Source organism: Aestuariibaculum lutulentum (assembly GCF_032926325.1).
In the GTDB taxonomy this organism is placed as follows: domain Bacteria; phylum Bacteroidota; class Bacteroidia; order Flavobacteriales; family Flavobacteriaceae; genus Aestuariibaculum; species Aestuariibaculum lutulentum.
Map to the genome: position 1 here is coordinate 2,161,297 of NZ_CP136709.1, position 16,982 is coordinate 2,178,278.

17 protein-coding genes are annotated in these 16,982 nt (G+C 35.9%); 8 read left to right on the forward strand and 9 right to left on the reverse strand.

The annotated features are described in order from the left end of the window. Positions 1 to 9: 9 nt before the first annotated feature. The 3 genes from R1X58_RS09115 to era all read left to right on the forward strand — a co-directional run bounded on the left by R1X58_RS09115 (position 10) and on the right by era (position 3,095). A complete protein-coding gene (locus R1X58_RS09115) occupies positions 10 to 1,236 on the forward strand; it encodes an Nramp family divalent metal transporter (protein WP_240575304.1) in 1,227 nt (408 codons plus the stop codon). A 113-nt stretch (positions 1,237 to 1,349) separates the two neighbouring features. After that, positions 1,350 to 2,078, forward strand: a complete 729-nt coding sequence (locus R1X58_RS09120) for an FKBP-type peptidyl-prolyl cis-trans isomerase (RefSeq protein WP_240575305.1) — start codon at positions 1,350 to 1,352, stop codon at positions 2,076 to 2,078. A 132-nt stretch (positions 2,079 to 2,210) separates the two neighbouring features. Further along, positions 2,211 to 3,095 carry a GTPase Era gene (gene era / locus R1X58_RS09125; protein ID WP_240575306.1) on the forward strand — a complete coding sequence of 295 codons (885 nt, stop codon included), beginning with the start codon at positions 2,211 to 2,213 and terminating at the stop codon, positions 3,093 to 3,095. On the opposite strand, the gene R1X58_RS09130 is transcribed toward era, so the two are convergent. Further along, on the reverse strand, positions 3,086 to 3,589 hold the full coding sequence (locus tag R1X58_RS09130) for a GTP-binding protein (protein ID WP_240575307.1): 504 nt from the start codon (positions 3,587 to 3,589) through the stop codon (positions 3,086 to 3,088). The genes era and R1X58_RS09130 overlap by 10 nt on opposite strands. Positions 3,590 to 3,752: 163 nt before the next feature. Between R1X58_RS09130 and der the strand changes: the two genes are divergently transcribed. Beyond that, positions 3,753 to 5,057 (forward strand): ribosome biogenesis GTPase Der, encoded by a 1,305-nt coding sequence (gene der / locus R1X58_RS09135; RefSeq protein WP_240575308.1) that lies wholly within the window; start codon positions 3,753 to 3,755, stop codon positions 5,055 to 5,057. Positions 5,058 to 5,117: 60 nt separating this feature from the next. Here der and R1X58_RS09140 read toward each other — a convergent pair whose 3' ends face one another. The 5 genes from R1X58_RS09140 to R1X58_RS09160 all read right to left on the reverse strand — a co-directional run bounded on the left by R1X58_RS09140 (position 5,118) and on the right by R1X58_RS09160 (position 8,372). Next, positions 5,118 to 5,927, reverse strand: a complete 810-nt coding sequence (locus R1X58_RS09140; RefSeq protein ID WP_240575309.1) for a TPM domain-containing protein — start codon at positions 5,925 to 5,927, stop codon at positions 5,118 to 5,120. Between the two features lie 5 nt (positions 5,928 to 5,932). Next, positions 5,933 to 6,370 (reverse strand): TPM domain-containing protein, encoded by a 438-nt coding sequence (locus R1X58_RS09145; RefSeq protein ID WP_240575311.1) that lies wholly within the window; start codon positions 6,368 to 6,370, stop codon positions 5,933 to 5,935. Positions 6,371 to 6,376: 6 nt separating this feature from the next. Next, positions 6,377 to 6,973 carry a LemA family protein gene (locus tag R1X58_RS09150; protein WP_240575313.1) on the reverse strand — a complete coding sequence of 199 codons (597 nt, stop codon included), beginning with the start codon at positions 6,971 to 6,973 and terminating at the stop codon, positions 6,377 to 6,379. Positions 6,974 to 7,071: 98 nt separating this feature from the next. Then, entirely contained in the window at positions 7,072 to 7,401 is a 330-nt protein-coding gene (locus R1X58_RS09155; RefSeq protein ID WP_240575315.1) for a MerR family transcriptional regulator, read from the reverse strand. After that, a complete protein-coding gene (locus R1X58_RS09160) occupies positions 7,401 to 8,372 on the reverse strand; it encodes a M23 family metallopeptidase (protein ID WP_240575317.1) in 972 nt (323 codons plus the stop codon). The genes R1X58_RS09155 and R1X58_RS09160 overlap by 1 nt, the downstream gene beginning before the upstream one ends. A gap of 219 nt (positions 8,373 to 8,591) precedes the next feature. On the opposite strand from R1X58_RS09160, the gene alaS reads away from it, so the two are divergent. The 4 genes from alaS to R1X58_RS09180 all read left to right on the forward strand — a co-directional run bounded on the left by alaS (position 8,592) and on the right by R1X58_RS09180 (position 14,187). Beyond that, positions 8,592 to 11,204 (forward strand): alanine--tRNA ligase, encoded by a 2,613-nt coding sequence (alaS, locus tag R1X58_RS09165; RefSeq protein ID WP_240575319.1) that lies wholly within the window; start codon positions 8,592 to 8,594, stop codon positions 11,202 to 11,204. 38 nt (positions 11,205 to 11,242) lie between these two features. Continuing rightward, on the forward strand, positions 11,243 to 12,190 hold the full coding sequence (locus R1X58_RS09170) for a GSCFA domain-containing protein (RefSeq protein WP_240575320.1): 948 nt from the start codon (positions 11,243 to 11,245) through the stop codon (positions 12,188 to 12,190). A 594-nt stretch (positions 12,191 to 12,784) separates the two neighbouring features. Next, a complete protein-coding gene (locus R1X58_RS09175; RefSeq protein ID WP_240575321.1) occupies positions 12,785 to 13,399 on the forward strand; it encodes a DUF4230 domain-containing protein in 615 nt (204 codons plus the stop codon). Between the two features lie 35 nt (positions 13,400 to 13,434). Next, positions 13,435 to 14,187, forward strand: coding sequence for an enoyl-CoA hydratase/isomerase family protein (locus tag R1X58_RS09180; RefSeq protein ID WP_240575322.1), 753 nt, complete (start codon positions 13,435 to 13,437; stop codon positions 14,185 to 14,187). Here R1X58_RS09180 and R1X58_RS09185 read toward each other — a convergent pair whose 3' ends face one another. The 3 genes from R1X58_RS09185 to R1X58_RS09195 all read right to left on the reverse strand — a co-directional run bounded on the left by R1X58_RS09185 (position 14,188) and on the right by R1X58_RS09195 (position 16,945). After that, positions 14,188 to 15,948: an aromatic amino acid hydroxylase gene (locus R1X58_RS09185; protein ID WP_240575327.1), complete on the reverse strand. Its 1,761-nt coding sequence runs from the start codon at positions 15,946 to 15,948 to the stop codon at positions 14,188 to 14,190. It abuts the gene before it with no gap. Positions 15,949 to 16,059: 111 nt separating this feature from the next. Further along, a complete protein-coding gene (locus R1X58_RS09190; protein ID WP_240575329.1) occupies positions 16,060 to 16,629 on the reverse strand; it encodes a DUF4136 domain-containing protein in 570 nt (189 codons plus the stop codon). Between the two features lie 151 nt (positions 16,630 to 16,780). Beyond that, a complete protein-coding gene (locus R1X58_RS09195; RefSeq protein ID WP_240575331.1) occupies positions 16,781 to 16,945 on the reverse strand; it encodes a DUF5522 domain-containing protein in 165 nt (54 codons plus the stop codon). Positions 16,946 to 16,982 lie beyond the last annotated feature (37 nt).

Genomic DNA, 16,982 nt, shown 5'->3' on the forward strand with positions numbered 1-16,982 from the left:
ATAGCTTTCATGATTAAAAATTGGTTTAAAAATATAGGTCCAGGACCATTGGTTGCAGCGGCTTTTATTGGTCCGGGTACGGTAACGATGTGTACTTTGGCAGGTGTAAAATTTGGGTATGCCTTACTTTGGGCGATGGCTCTATCGGTTATTGCCACCATAGTACTTCAGGAGATGTCCTCAAGATTGGGAATTATTACTCAGAAGGGGTTAGCGCAGACCATTCGGGCGGAAATAAAATCACCTGTATTTAAAGGTTTAGCGGTCTTTTTAATATTATCGGCTATTGTGGTTGGTAATACAGCCTATGAAGCGGGAAATATTAGTGGAGGCGTTTTAGGTCTTGAAGCTATTTTTGGTGATCAAAACATTCAAACAGGTTGGTTTTCGTTCAACATGTTTAGTGTAATTATAGGCCTTTTAGCTTTTGTATTATTATACATCGGAAATTATAAAGTTATTGAACGCGTGTTAGTAGCTTTGGTTATTTTAATGAGTCTGGCGTTCTTCATTACAGCAATTTTAACTAAACCTAATTTTATTAATATTGTAAAGGGTGCTTTTGTGCCAACGTATCCACAGGATAGCATTTTTACCATTATAGGTTTAATTGGGACTACCGTTGTACCTTATAATTTGTTTTTACATGCCTCGTTGGTTAAAGAAAAATGGCATGATAAAAGCGATTTGAAATATGCCAGAAAAGATACCATAGTAGCGGTAATCCTTGGTGGATTGGTGTCTATGAGCGTCATCGTGTCTTCAGCCGCTATACAAACTGAAGATATTAATAGTGCAGCCGATTTGGCTAAAGGTTTAGAGCCTTTATTTGGAGCTTATTCAAAATACTTTTTGGCTATTGGATTGTTTGCTGCTGGAATCACCAGTGCCATTACAGCGCCTTTAGCGGCGGCTTATGTGGCGTGTGGTTGTTTAGGATGGACTAGTAATTTAAAATCAATACGTTTCAGAAGCATCTGGGGGTTTATTTTAATTTTTGGAATTGCTTCTTCTTCATTAGGAATTAAATCTATCGAAATCATCAAATTTGCTCAGGTAGCAAATGGGATATTATTGCCTGTGGTTGCTGGCTTTTTGATTTGGGTAATGAACCGAACTTCGGTATTAGGAATTTATAAGAATAGTTTAAAGCAAAATGTTTTAGGAATCGTCATTCTGGCGATTACCATTTTTTTAGGGCTTAAAAGTATTTTAAAAGTGTTTGAGGTCTTTTAAAAAGGGTAATTTTTACGTTTGTTTCGTTAAAAAATAGCAAAAATCTATCTGCTATCTGATATTAAATTTGTTACTTTAGCCTTCGAATTTTTAAACTAATAAAAAATAATATAATGAAATTAATTAAATGTTTAGGTGTTGCGGCAGCTGGATTAGCAATGGTGTCTTGTAATCAAAATGGAGGCGTTCCTAATAAAGCGTTGAAAACAGAAATAGATTCTGTAAGTTATGCGATAGGGATGGATGTAGCCCGTAACATTAATGCGAATGCTTCAGAAGTTGATAGAGAAATCTTTATGCAAGGGTTTATGAATGCATCTGATTCTTCTGATGTATTAATTGCAGAAGAGCAAGTGCAAATGGTTTTAAGTAAATATTTCCAAAAGAAACAAGCTGAAGCCAGAAAGAAGCAAGAGGAGGATATGAAAAAGCAGGCTGAGGAGAAATTCGCTGAAAACAAGGCAGAAGGTGAAAAATTCTTAGAAGAAAATAAAGCTAAAGATGGCGTAAAAGTAACCGATAGCGGTTTACAATACGAAGTTATTAAAGAAGGAACAGGAGAGAAGCCAACAGCAACTTCAAGAGTAAAAGTTCACTACCACGGTACATTAATCGACGGAACTGTTTTCGATAGCTCTGTAGATCGTGGAGAGCCAACTCAGTTTGGAGTGGGACAGGTAATTCCAGGATGGACAGAAGGTTTACAGTTAATGTCTGTAGGTTCTAAATATAAATTCTACATTCCACAGGATTTAGCTTACGGTTTCAGACAACAAGGACCAAAAATCAAACCTTTCTCTACATTAGTTTTTGAAGTAGAATTATTAGAGGTTGTTAAGTAATTAAAAGGTTTTTAACCGATATATTAAAAAGCAGAAAATTTATTTTTCTGCTTTTTGCGTTTATAACCGTGCATTATAGTACAATTAACAAATCAAGGTTGTAAATTTGCAGCAAGAAAATGAAGAGTAGTTATGAGTCATAAAGCCGGTTTTGTAAATATTATAGGAAATCCAAATGTGGGGAAGTCTACATTAATGAATGCCTTTGTAGGTGAAAAATTATCAATCATCACATCGAAAGCCCAAACCACACGCCATAGAATTTTAGGTATTGTAAATGGTGATGATTTTCAGGTGGTATTATCAGATACACCGGGTATTATTAAGCCAGCGTATGAGTTACAGGAATCGATGATGGATTTCGTAAAATCTGCTTTCGAAGATGCCGATGTACTACTTTATATGGTTGAAATCGGGGAGAAGGAATTAAAAGATGAAGCCTTCTTTAATAAAATTACCAATTCAAAAACACCGGTATTACTACTGTTAAATAAAATTGATACCTCTAATCAGGAACAATTGGAAGAACAGGTACAGCTTTGGGCAGAGAAAGTACCTAACGCCGAAATTTTCCCTATTTCAGCATTAGAAGGATTCAATGTTCAGGAAGTATTCAACCGAATTATTGAATTATTACCAGAGTCACCGGCATTCTATCCTAAAGATCAGCTTACCGACAAACCTGAACGTTTCTTTATTAACGAAACCATTCGCGAAAAAATTCTTCTGCATTACAAAAAGGAAATTCCTTATGCTGTAGAAATCGAAACTGAAGAGTTTTTAGAAGAGGATGATATTATTCGTGTGCGTGCCGTAATCATGGTAGAGCGCGATACTCAAAAAGGAATCATTATCGGGCATAAAGGAAGTGCTTTAAAACGTGTTGGTGTTGAAGCCAGAAAAGATTTGGAAGCTTTCTTCGGGAAACAAATTCACTTGGAAACCTATGTGAAAGTGAATAAAAACTGGCGTAGTAATCAAAATCAGTTAAGACGTTTCGGGTACAATCAAAAGTAATTTTGATTTAATGTTTTGTTCATAAAATCTTTAAGGGCAAGCATATCCTCTTTACTCGATATTTTTCCAAAGGTTCCGGCAATATAAAGCCCAATCCAGGCTACAATTATAATAGCCATACCACTTAATTGGGGAAAAACACTTGTTTTTATCACCCAATTACTATAAGCCCAGATGCCTAAAGCTATAAAAGTACCTGCTAAAAAGAAGTGAACAAACATAAAAAAGGTCCATACCGTTGGGTTAGGTCCGAACAATCCTTTTACTTCAGAAGTATCGTTGGTTATTTCGTTAATCTCCAGATGAAGTTGAGGTGACCAGAAATGCTGTTTGTGTTTAGGGTATTTTATAAACACATGACCGTCTACAACCACAATTATAAAATCAGATTGGTTGGTTTTAGCGTCTTTAAATAATTGTAAAAGCACTTGATGCTTTTCAGGTTTTTCAAATTTAAATCTGGGACGTAAAATAATGTCGTTGGTAGTAGACATAGTTTGTCGGTTTTTATTCGCATAAATTAGCGATATTTACTTAAAATGAAAACATTTTTAATCTTTTCTAAAAAAGAAGATTAGCTAATGTATATTTCCTATTTTTGCAAAAAATTTAAATAGTAATCAAGTCAGTTGTGAAACTGCTTTATCATAAGAGAATATGAGCAATATTGTAGCTATAGTAGGTCGTCCAAATGTTGGTAAATCAACGTTTTTTAATCGCTTAATTCAACGTAGAGAAGCTATTGTTGATGCCGTAAGTGGTGTGACAAGAGATAGACATTACGGAAAAACCGACTGGAATGGAAAGGAGTTTTCTCTTATTGATACTGGTGGATATGTTGTTGGTAGCGACGATATTTTTGAAGCTGAAATTGATAAGCAGGTAGAATTGGCTATCGATGAAGCCGATGCGATTATCTTTATGGTTGATGTTGAGTCTGGGGTAACTGGAATGGACGAAGATGTAGCTAACTTATTAAGACGTGTTGATAAGCCTGTGTTTTTAGTGGTTAACAAGGTAGATAATGCGAAGCGTGCTGAAGATGCTGTAGAGTTTTATGCCTTAGGTTTAGGTGAATATTATACCGTTGCAGGTATTAACGGTAGCGGAACAGGAGATTTGTTGGATGCTGTTGTGGCTGCTTTACCAGAAAAGGAAGAAGTAGAAGAGAGTGAGTTACCACGTTTTGCTGTGGTTGGTCGTCCAAATGCAGGGAAATCATCATTCATTAACGCTTTAATTGGTGAAGATCGTTATATCGTAACTGATATTGCAGGAACAACTCGTGATGCGATTGATACAAAATATAACCGTTTTGGATTTGAATTTAACTTGGTCGATACCGCTGGAATCCGTCGTAAATCGAAAGTAAAAGAAGATTTAGAATTCTATTCGGTAATGCGTAGTGTACGTGCTATCGAACATGCCGATGTGTGTTTGTTGGTTTTAGATGCGAATCGTGGATTTGACGGACAAGTACAAAATATTTTCTGGTTAGCCGAACGTAACCGTAAGGGGATCGTGATTTTAGTGAATAAGTGGGATTTAGTAGAGAAAGATCACAAATCGACCAAAGAATACGAGAAAGCGATTAGAAAACAAATAGCTCCATTTACGGATGTGCCCATTGTTTTCATTTCAGCAATGACCAAACAACGTATTTATAAAGCTATTGAAACAGCTGTTGAAGTATATCAAAACCGTACGAAGAAAATTAAAACCAGTACGCTTAACGAAATCTTTTTACCGCTTATAGAGAATTATCCGCCACCGGCATATAAAGGTAAATTCGTTAAAATTAAATACGTGATGCAGTTACCAACACCGCAACCACAGTTTGCATTTTTCTGTAACTTGCCACAATATGTTAAAGATCCGTACAAACGTTTCTTAGAAAATAAACTTCGTGAACACTTCGATTTTACAGGGGTTCCGGTAAGCGTATATATGCGTAAGAAATAATAATTAATAGATATAAAAAAAGCGCTGAATACCATTCAGCGCTTTTTTTATGTTTTGTTGTTACCAGCTTCCACCAGCGCCTCCTCCTGAGAAACCGCCGCCTCCGAAACCACCACCAAATCCGCCGCCACCGGAAAAACCTCCGCCGGAGCTTCCACCAAATCCGCCACGTCCCATGTTACTCAGAATGATGGCATCCCAAATGTCGAAACCGCCATGTCTGTTTCCGCCTCTATGATTATTACCACCTCCACGTTTGTTTTTGGAAAGGGCAATAACGATAAAGATGATAATGATTAATATGAAAAAGAATTTCGAATTATCCTTTTTGGTATCTGTCTTACGTGTGCCTTTATAAGCTCCGTTAAGGACGTCAAAAATAGCATCGGTACCTTTATTTAAGCCTTGATAGTAATCTCCTGATTTAAATTCGGGGATAATAACATTTCTAACAATTTCACCAACAATACCAGCAGTCAATCTATCTTCAACACCATAGCCGGGAGAAATCCATATTTTGCGATCGTCTCTCGCTAATAAAATAAAAACACCGTTATCTTCCTTAGCTTGTCCAATGCCCCATTGGTGTGCCCAGCGGGGTGTTAATAAACCAATATTTTCACCGTTCGTTGATCCAATAATAGCCACTACAATTTGTGTTGAGGTGGTATCGGAATATTTAATGAGTTTACGCTCTAAGTTCGATTTTTCGTTATTAGAAAGTAAACCTACATAATCGTAAACACTGGTTTGCTCTTTTGGTATTTCGGGTATATTGAATTGGGCAAATCCAAGGTTTCCAACAAATAGGATGAGCGTTAGTGTTACGATAAAGGTCTTCAAATGGGTTAATGTTTTGAAAAATTGCATGTTTTTTAGCCTTTAGAAATGTCGTTCGACAGTTCGTTAACATCACCATGTTGCCAGGGGAAATGTGTTTCGAGTTCTTTGCCTGCTTTTAAAACACCATCAACCAGACCTTGCTTAAAGTTACCGGTTTTAAAATGTGACTGTATAATATCCTTCGTGCTATTCCAGAAGTCTTTAGGTACCACATCGTTGATGCCTTTATCGCCACAAATTACGAAAGCCTTATCTTCTACAGCCACATAGATTAAAACGCCATTTTGTTCTTTGGTGTTATCCATTTTTAATAAATGAAAAACTTCCAAGGCACGTTTGTAGGCATCACCTTTTGATGTTTTTTCAAGGTGTACCCGAATTTCACCAGAGGTTTTTAACTCGGCTTTGCGTATGGCTTCTACGACTTCCTGTTCTTCGCTTTCAGTAAGGAAATCTTCTACTTTAGACATGGTATTTTAGTTAAAATCGAATTCTACATCCACAGGTTTTTCTGCACCTACTTCTGCATCAAAATACGGTTTGCTATCGAAGTTTAATATACCAGCCAATAACGAATTTGGAAATGTTTTTATATGAACATTATAAGGTTTAATAGCTTCGTTGTAACGTGTTCTTGCCGTTTGAATGGTGTTCTCCGTGCTTGTTAATTCGTCCTGAAGCTTTAAGAAATTCTGATTGGCTTTCAGTTCCGGGTAACGCTCTACGGTTACTAATAAACTTTTTAACGCACCACTTAAGCCACCTTGCACCTGGTTGTACTGGGCTAATTGTTCTGGTGTAATATTGTTAGGATCGATGCTGATTGACGTAGCTTTAGCACGTGCTTCAATAACATCGGTAAGGGTTTTGCGTTCAAAATCGGCTGCTCCTTTTACGGTATTTACTAAATTACCAATAAGGTCATTTCTACGTTGGTAAGAGGTTTGTACATTACCCCAGGCTTCACCAACATTTTCGTTTAGAGTAACAGCTGTATTGTTAAAGCCTTTACCCCATGAGTATAATCCGAAAACAATTATTGCAACAATAATCCACGGTAACCATTTTTTCATAATTATATAAGTTTAATGTGTTTTTAATTAACGATTGTTAGACGCACTTTTTTTCTGAATGTTACTTCATCTAAAAAAGAATTTCTAAAAGTTAATAATTAAAGGTGCTCTTTAATTTTTATAAGCTGATTTTTAACTTCTTCGAGTTTACTTATAATTTCAAAATTGGACAGGGTGTCTTTTTTGCCTTCTTTTAAATGTATTTTGGCACCTTCAAGAGTAAACCCACGTTCTTTAACCAAATGGTAAATAAGTTTCAGGTTTTTAATGTCCTCTGGTGTAAACTTACGGTTACCTTTGGCATTTTTCTTGGGTTTAAGAGCATCAAATTCTTTTTCCCAAAAGCGTATTAACGAGGTGTTCACATTAAATGCCTTAGCAACTTCGCCAATACTATAATAACGTTTTTCGGGTAGTTCTATTTGCATTAGTCTAATGATTGGTTTTCCATTGAGGCGTGTTCTAATAACTCGTTAAACTCTTCGGCAGTTAAACTTCCGTAGTAGAAATTAATAGGGTTTATACGTTGCCCGTCCTTAAATATTTCGTAGTGTAAATGTGGTGCTTCAGAGCGACCGGTACTACCCACAAAACCTATAAGGTCGCCGCGTTGTACTTTCTGATTTTTTTTAACATTGTATTTATACAAATGGGCATACAAACTAACGTAACCATAGCCGTGATTAATGCGAATATGGTTTCCGTAACCACTGGAGCCATTGTCGGCACGTTCAACAACGCCGTCTCCACTGGCATAAATAGGTGTGCCTCGAGGGGCGGTAAAATCCATACCCCAGTGCATTTTTCGAACTTTAGTAAAAGGATCTGAACGCATACCGTAACCCGAAGCCATACGTGTTAGTTCTTTATTGCTTACCGGTTGAATTGCAGGGATGGCTGCCAGTAATTTTTCTTTTTCTTCAGCAAGTTTAGTAATTTCATCCAGTGATTTCGATTGTACAACAATCTGTTTTTGTAAGATGTCTAATCGCTTGTTACTTTCTATAATCAGTTTCGAATTATCGAAGCCCTCTAAGTTTTTATAACGGTTAATACCCCCAAAACCAGCTTTGCGTTGTTCTTCCGGAATAGGGTTGGCTTCAAAATAAACGCGGTAGATATTATTGTCACGATCGGCAATATCGGTTAAAACGGCTTCGGCTTCCGCCATTTTTTTGTTTAATAATTCAAATTGTAATTGAGAATTTTGTAGTTCACGCTTTAAAGCACGCTCTTTAGGCGATTCGATATATTGACTTGCAATAAAAACAAACAGAAAACCAAAAAGAGCAGCTCCCAATATAAACACAAAAGCATACTTTAAAGTTGTCCTTTTTTTGCGTTCTATTTTCTTATATGATAACGATTCTGAATCGTAATAATATTTTACCTTACTCATTTCTTAATTTATTCTATTTTTGCACTTTATATTAAATGCAATTCGAATTTGTTTTTTCTTAAAGCAAACGACCAAACATTTGAATTATTATTAGAAGTGAACCCTAAGGATAGCAAATGTAAAGTAGTTTTTATAAGTTTGATTTTGTCAAGGAAGTAAAGATAAAAATTTGTTTTGTAATTAATGTAATTTAATAAACATAGTAACCATTTTATATAAATGAAGTCACAAGATATTCGATCTAAGTTTTTAAGTTTTTTTGAAGAAAAAAAACACACAATTGTACCATCGGCACCTATGGTGTTAAAAGACGATCCAACCCTAATGTTTATCAATGCGGGTATGGCACCTTTTAAAGAGTATTTCTTAGGAAATGCCGTGCCTAAAAGCAATCGTATTGCCGACACACAAAAGTGTTTACGTGTTTCAGGAAAGCATAACGATTTAGAAGAAGTAGGGTACGATACCTATCACCATACCTTATTCGAAATGTTAGGAAACTGGAGTTTTGGTGATTACTTTAAAAAGGAGGCGATTGCTTGGGCTTGGGAGTTACTTACCGAAGAGTTTGGTGTCGATAAAGATATTTTATATGTAACCGTTTTTGAAGGTGATAAGGAAGATGGTCTAGGGATGGATACCGAAGCTTACGAGTTATGGAAGCAGTTTGTTCCTGAAGATCGTATTTTAATGGGGAACAAGAAGGATAACTTCTGGGAAATGGGAGACCAGGGACCATGCGGACCATGTAGCGAGATTCATGTAGATATTCGTTCGGCTGCAGAAAAGGCAAAAATAGCAGGTAAAGATTTAGTAAATATGGATCACCCGCAGGTGGTTGAAATCTGGAATCTGGTATTCATGCAATACAACCGTAAAGCGAATGGAAGCTTAGAAAGTCTTCCAGATAAACATATCGATACCGGAATGGGTTTTGAGCGTTTATGTATGGTTTTACAAGGAAAACAATCAAACTACGATACCGATGTGTTTACGCCAATTATTAGAGAGATTGAAGCCATTACACATAAAGAATACGGAAAAGATGAAAAAACCGATATTGCGATTCGAGTTATTTCAGATCACGTGCGTGCTGTAGCCTTTGCTATTGCAGATGGGCAGTTACCAAGCAATACAGGTGCGGGTTACGTAATTCGTAGAATTTTACGTCGTGCCGTGCGTTACGGATTCACTTTCCTAGATAAAAAAGAGCCATTTATTTACCGTTTGGTTGAGGTATTGGCTCAAAAAATGGGACATGCGTTCCCGGAGATTAAATCGCAAAAACAAATTGTTGAAAATGTTATTAAGGAAGAAGAAAATTCATTCTTAAGAACCTTAGAGCAAGGTTTAGTCTTATTAAACCGTATTGTTGATGAAACTAAAGGTGATACCGTTTCGGGTGAAAAAGCCTTCGAATTATACGATACTTATGGCTTTCCAATCGATTTAACCGCGCTTATTCTTAATGAAAAAGGTTTAAAGTTAGATCAGGAAGGATTCAAAGTTCAGCTTGAAAAACAAAAAACACGTTCACGTGCAGCGAGTGAAATGAGTACAGACGATTGGACAATTCTTTACGACGATGCCGATGAAGAATTTGTTGGGTATGATACACTTACTGCTAATGTGAAAATTACACGATACAGAAAAGTAGTGTCTAAAAAGGATGGGGAAATGTACCAGTTGGTATTCAACATTACACCATTTTATCCAGAAGGAGGAGGACAAGTTGGAGATAAAGGATATATTGAAGCGGCTAATGGAGATGTAACTTATATTTTAGATACAAAGAAGGAGAACAACGTTATTATTCATTTTGCAAAAGAACTTCCTGAAGATGTAAATGGTACTTTTAAAGCTATTGTAGATGATGAAGAACGTGCGCGTACCGAAGCTAATCACTCGGCAACGCACTTATTACATCAGGCCTTACGTGAAATATTAGGAACGCATGTAGAACAAAAAGGTAGTGCGGTACAAAGTAAATCATTACGTTTTGACTTTTCTCATTTTTCAAAATTAACTGATGAAGAGTTACGTGATGTTGAAAATTTTGTTAACGCGCGTATCGAAGGTAAATTGCCATTAGAAGAAAAACGAAATATTCCAAAGGAAGAAGCCATTGCAGAAGGTGCCATGAGTTTATTCGGAGAGAAGTACGGCGATACGGTTCGTGCGATTCGATTTGGACAATCTATCGAGCTTTGTGGGGGAACGCACGTAAAAAACACTTCAGATATCTGGCATTTTAAAATTGTTTCAGAAGGAGCTGTAGCGGCAGGTATTCGTCGTATAGAAGCTATTACTCACGATGCAGCAAAAGAATTTTATTTCGATAATAACCAAGCGTATTTCGAAATGAAGGCTTTACTTAACAATGCTCAGGAGCCGGTTAAAGCCTTACAGAATTTACAAGATGAAAATGCAGGTCTTAAAAAGCAAATTGAAGCCTTGTTAAAAGATAAAGCTAAGAATGTTAAGGGAGAGCTTAAAAGCGAATTAACCGAAGTTAACGGTGTTCAATTTTTAGCAAAGCAATTGGATCTGGATGCAGCAGGAATTAAAGATGTGGCGTTTGAAATAGGAGGCGAAGTTGATAATTTATTTTTATTGTTAGCAGCTGAAAACGATGGTAAAGCTTTATTGTCTTGTTATATTTCTAAAAATCTGGTAGCCGATAAAGGCTTAAATGCCGGTCAGGTAGTTAGAGATCTTGGTAAGTATATTCAAGGTGGTGGCGGTGGCCAGCCGTTCTTTGCAACTGCTGGAGGTAAAAACCCAGCAGGAATTCAGGAAGCCTTAGAAAAAGCTAAAGATTTTATTGCTTAATAAATTAATATTCCCGCGAAAGCGGGAATCTTTTTTATATGAAGTTCCAAACCGAAATACCATTAAAACAACAAACCAATAATCTGATAGATTATGATTCCAACCTATTATTGTTAGGTTCGTGTTTTGTTGAAAATATAGGAAAGAAATTTAGCTATTATAAATTTAAAAGTCTTCAAAATCCGTTTGGTATTTTGTTTAATCCCAAAGCCATTGAAACTTTAGTGAACAGAGCAGTTCATAATAAAGTTTATTTGGAGTCTGATTTGTTGTTTCATAATGAACAATGGCATTGTTTTGATGCGCATTCTAAATTAAGTCATACTTCAAAAGGAGATTTGCTAAAGAATTTGAATGAGGCAATCCAACAAACTCATGAACAGATTTATTCCACGACACATCTTATTATTACCTTAGGGACGGCGTGGTTGTATCGTTTTAAAGAAACGAATGCTTTTGTAGCGAATTGCCATAAAGTACCACAAAGGCAATTTGATAAAGTGTTGTTGACAGTTGAAGAGGTTAAAGTGTCTTTGGAGGAAATTAAAAGGATGATTAAGTCGGTTAACCCGAAAGCAAATATCATCTTTACAGTATCACCGGTACGTCACATAAAAGATGGTTTTGTTGAAAATGCACAAAGTAAGGCGCATCTCATTTCTGCCATTCATCAGTTGGTGAATCAGGAGAATGTGTTTTATTTTCCATCATTTGAAATCATGATGGACGAACTTCGCGATTACCGTTTTTATAACGACGATATGTTGCATCCAAGTTCGGTAGCTGTTGATTATATCTGGGAAAAATTTTGCAGTATCTGGATTTCAAAGGAAGCACAAAAAACGATGGAATCTGTAAATGAGATTCAAAAAGGACTTCAGCATAAACCATTTAATCCAGATTCTGAAGCGCATAAAACCTTTTTGGGACGTCTTGAAATTAAAAAAGAAGAGATTCAAAATAAATTTAATCACATAAAATTCTAAAATTAATAGTACAAAACCTATAAGTTATGTGGGAATAAGTCTTAATTATAATATATTGGTTAACAACGTGTTGTGAGGTATTGCGGATGGTCTTTTTTTATAACACTTAATCGAAAAGTTCACATCTGTTAACTAAAATGAATTAATTTTATTAAGCTATTAATCAATTCATATTAGAAACATCAATTGCGGGGCTCGAAAATTCGATTATGCGGTTGATGTTTTTTTATGTTTATAAACCAATAACCTTTTTATAACTTTTGGGTAATAGTTTCTCAAAGTAATTAACCGAATTTTACAACTGTTTAGAATTAGTTGATTTTTGCATTAGTTAGGCTTTTTATGTCGAAGCAACTAGTGTTTTTTCATCTAAATTTTATTAGTTAGACGCAAACAAAACAAAGTTCATTTTAAATTAAAATAAGCATAATATTTACTTAATCTAATTTCTAAATTACACTTCTATCTTTGTATTGCTATTAATCAAAATTACATTAGTTAGGCTTTATATGTCGAAGCAACTAGTGTTTTTTTTTGCCTAAATATTTCGCATTTCACCACTTTTAAATTCTAAAATAATATTTAATTTTAGGGATGCGAAAAATATTATTAGGAGTCTTTATTACTCTATTCGTTTTACTGGTTATAAAATATTGTGAAGATAAGCGTCAGGAGGACATTACGCTTAAAGAGCATAGTGCCCTTATTGAAAAGGAAATTAAAAATGTCGGTAAACTGGTGGTTACCGAAGGGCGTTTTAGTGAAATTTACAACTACAAAAATTCCAAGGAAATATTAGGTGATTATTTTACTTCTGAAAAAACAGCATTGGTTGTTGTGAATGCCGATGTTACTGTGGCCTACGATTTAAGTAAACTGGAATTTAAAATTGATGAAAAACATAAAACCTTAACGATTTTACGTATTCCGGAAGAAGAAGTGAAAATTTATCCTGATATAGAATATTACGATGTTCAGTTTGGGTTTTTTAATCCTTTTGAAGCTAAAGATTATAATGATATTAAAAGTATAATAAACAAAACATTACAGGAGAAAATTGAAGCCTCAGAGATTAAATCTAATGCGAAAAACAGATTGGTAAGTGAATTATCTAAACTCTATATTTTAACTAATTCTTTGGGCTGGACTTTGCAATACGATAACACCCCCATAATGAAGGGCGATGAGCTGAAGAATTTGAAACTTTAGTTTTTTACGTATCTTCATCCCGAAAAGGAATATTTATGAATCAGGCTTACGTTACTTTAGAAGTTAAAAATAAAGTAGGATATATTGAATTTTATCATCCGCAGCACAATGCTATGCCCAGCGATGTGTTGTCTGAATTAGAAGAAACCATTGTAAAAGCAGGAAACGATGAAACTATTTCTGTACTGGTTTTAAAAAGTGGTGGTGACAGAACTTTTTGTGCGGGTGCCAGCTTTAACGAATTAATTGCAATTGAAGATGCCAAAACTGGTGAGCAGTTTTTTTCTGGTTTTGCTAAAGTTATTAATGCCATGCGAAAAAGTCCTAAGTTAATTATAGGGCGTATCCAAGGAAAAGCAGTTGGAGGTGGCGTCGGTTTGGCTGCTGCTACCGATTATTGCTTCGCAACCCAATTTGCATCCGTTAAGCTAAGTGAATTAAGTATTGGTATCGGACCGTTTGTTATTGAACCCGCTGTGACACGCCGAATTGGATTAAATGCCATGTCGCAGATGACCCTGAATGCGGAAACTTTTTTTACTTCGGAATGGGCTAAGGAAAACGGTCTTTTTGCAGAAGTTTTTGAAGATATTATCGCGTTAGATAAAGCTGTTGAAAGTTTCGCTGAAAAATTAGCAGGTTATAATCCGGAAGCCTTGAAGCAAATGAAAAAAGTACTTTGGGAACATACCGAAAACTGGGATACACTACTTAGCGAACGCGCCAAAATTAGCGGGACACTTGTTCTGAGTAAGTTCACCAAATATACTTTACAACGATTCAAATAATTATACTTTTACTGTATTCTTAATAATTTCCAGACCATCATCAATGAGTTTGCCAACTTGGGGTTTGTTTTGTTTTATATGTTCCAAGTGATTTAGTATGCGTTCGCATAATAGCGTTTCATTGCCTTTGAAAGCCAATTCATATAACTCAACAGGAAGTAACCAATCCGTTGGGAAATGCTCAATAAGTTCATCGAGTACCTTAGTTCGTGAAATAGTTTTGTTTTTACCGTCGCGGTAATCTCTAACTTGTTGATAAAGTGATTCTAATTTTAATTGATTTTCTGTTTTTTTAATATGAATAGTCTCAGAAGTTGGTTTATGCGTAATTAAATCGAAACTGTTTAGGTCGGCAGGACCAGAATATGCAGAAACTACCGATTTACCAACCGCCATATCGTAAACGCCCCATTCCGGTTTAAATAATACTTTACTGTGATGTGTTACGGTACAGTTTTTAAAACTAATGAGAATGATTTTACCTTGAAGGTTTCGTTTGCCGGTAATGATTTCACCCGAAACAATAATATCGCCTTCAAATTCAAGTGTTACGGCTTCTTCTTCAAAAATATTATAAGCTTTTAAATCTCTAGGGCTCATATCTTCAATAGCGAGATTGATGCCTTTCAGTTTTCCAATAGGAGAACCAAATCCTTTGCCATGGGTAAGTGTACCATGACCAACCAGCTCTTTTTCTCGATAGGCTAGAGCCGAAGGACCTGTAGTTTGAATGTAAATTGGTAAGCCATTGTCTTCAATGACATCAGTAAATATTCCTGAAACTTGTATGCCGGTGCTTAATTCTATAGTTCCTAATGCGTTTGAAGTAATTAATTTATTAACACCCATGAGTCCGCCTTTACGTAATGCCATAGTGTTGGCAAAGGTTTCTAAAACCAGACTTAAATGCGCAAAATTTGGCGTTACATAAAGTTGAGGTTGCGGTTTGGTAATATCGAAATCCTGATACGTAGCTTCAATGGTATACGGTAGTTTTTCTACAGCATCTGTCATACACCAGGCACTTTCACCAATAGATGATAAGAGTCCGGCGCCATAAATTTTTGGATTTTCAATCGAGCCGATTAAGCCATACTCAACGGTCCACCAATGTAGATTTCTAATGAGTGCCATTTCACTGGGGTCACCCATGTTTTGCTGTAAATCTTCTACTTTTTGTTCTGCTTCAGTAATCGCTTCTTTTGAAGAATTAGGTGCCTCCTTTATTATGGATAGATGTCTAACGGCTTCATAAAGTTCATAATCTTTAGCCGAAGAAATCGCTTTGCAGCCAATTTCTCCAAATCGGCGTAAATATTCAGCATATTCCGGATTTGCAATAATGGGAGCGTGCCCTGCACCTTCATGAATAATATCGGGAGCAGGTGTATATTCAATATGTTCTAATTGTCTAATGTCACTTGCAATAACCAGAACATTGTATGCCTGAAATTCCATAAACGCATTAGGAGGGATAAAGCCATCTACAGCTACGGCAGCCCAGCCAATGTCTTTTAAAATGCGGTTCATGCCGTACATGTTCGGTATACTATCGATAGAAATGCCGGTTTGTTTTAAACCTTCTAAATACGATTTATGCGCTACCGAACTTAAGAAGTCTACATTTTTACGCATCACGTAGCGCCAAACAGCCTGGTCGATCGCAGAATAATGCTCGTAATTCTGGGGTTTTATATACTGTAAAAGATGTTTTGGTAGACGATCTAAAATAGGATTAGATTCCACATTGTTTGGTGTCATGTTTTTAGTTTTAGTTGTAAAATAAAGATACAAATTATGTAAAACATGATTGATGATAGCGTGTTAAATAAAACAAAAAAGCAACTTTGTAAAGTTGCTTTTTATACTTGATTATTTTTTTTGTCCCGGAGGATATTCAGCTAATATCTCTGCTACAAACTCTTTTATAAGGGCTTCTTTCTTTTCCATATTTTGTGTTAGGTAGCCAGTTCCCATGCCTTGCCAAACCAGTTCCTTTTTGTTAGCATCTATTAGGTCAATATATAAAACACCTTCTGTACTAGTAGTTGCCGTTGGCTGATTCCAACCCCAGCCCCAACCTGGACCAAAACCTGCGCCATAAGGACCCCAGCCGCCCCAACCCCAGGCACCATAGCCCCAGGCGTTATTGTAAACATCGACACGTTGGTTAGATTTTGTAAATAGGCTAACTAATAAATCAGGATTTTCAGATTTTGTGAAGCCTTTTGCTAATAGCTCGGCTTCAATGGCGCGTAAAATTCGGCGTTTGTCTAAATCGTTAATTTCAGCTTTATCGATACCCGTTTTGTAAAAGGCAAATGTTTTATACGTAGTAAAATTGGCATTCTTATCGTAATCTGTAGCAACTTTAATCGAGCTACATGAGGTTACAACAAAGAGAAGTGCCAAAATCGGAGCAATTTTAAGTACATGTTTCATGATGCAATTTTTTTATAGTTATAGTAAATTTAATAAACTAAAAGTGAATAATTTAAACAAAGTAAAGTTTTAACACAGCCTTTGTTGTCAGTTAAATTATATAAAAAGCATCAAGAATCGTACCAAGTAATTGGTTTACAGGTGTTCTGGTTTAGCGTTCTTGTTTGTTGGTTTTAGCATTAAACCCATACGGACAATGTCTGCAACCACTTTCGCAGCAATAGCCACGTTTTAAATGGTATTGTTCAGTAAAACAACGATAGCCTTCCGGGGTTAGGTAATAATCGCCTTCTTCAATAGGTATTATCTTTTTCATAGGGGTAAAAGTACTGTATTTTATGAGATTTGTAATA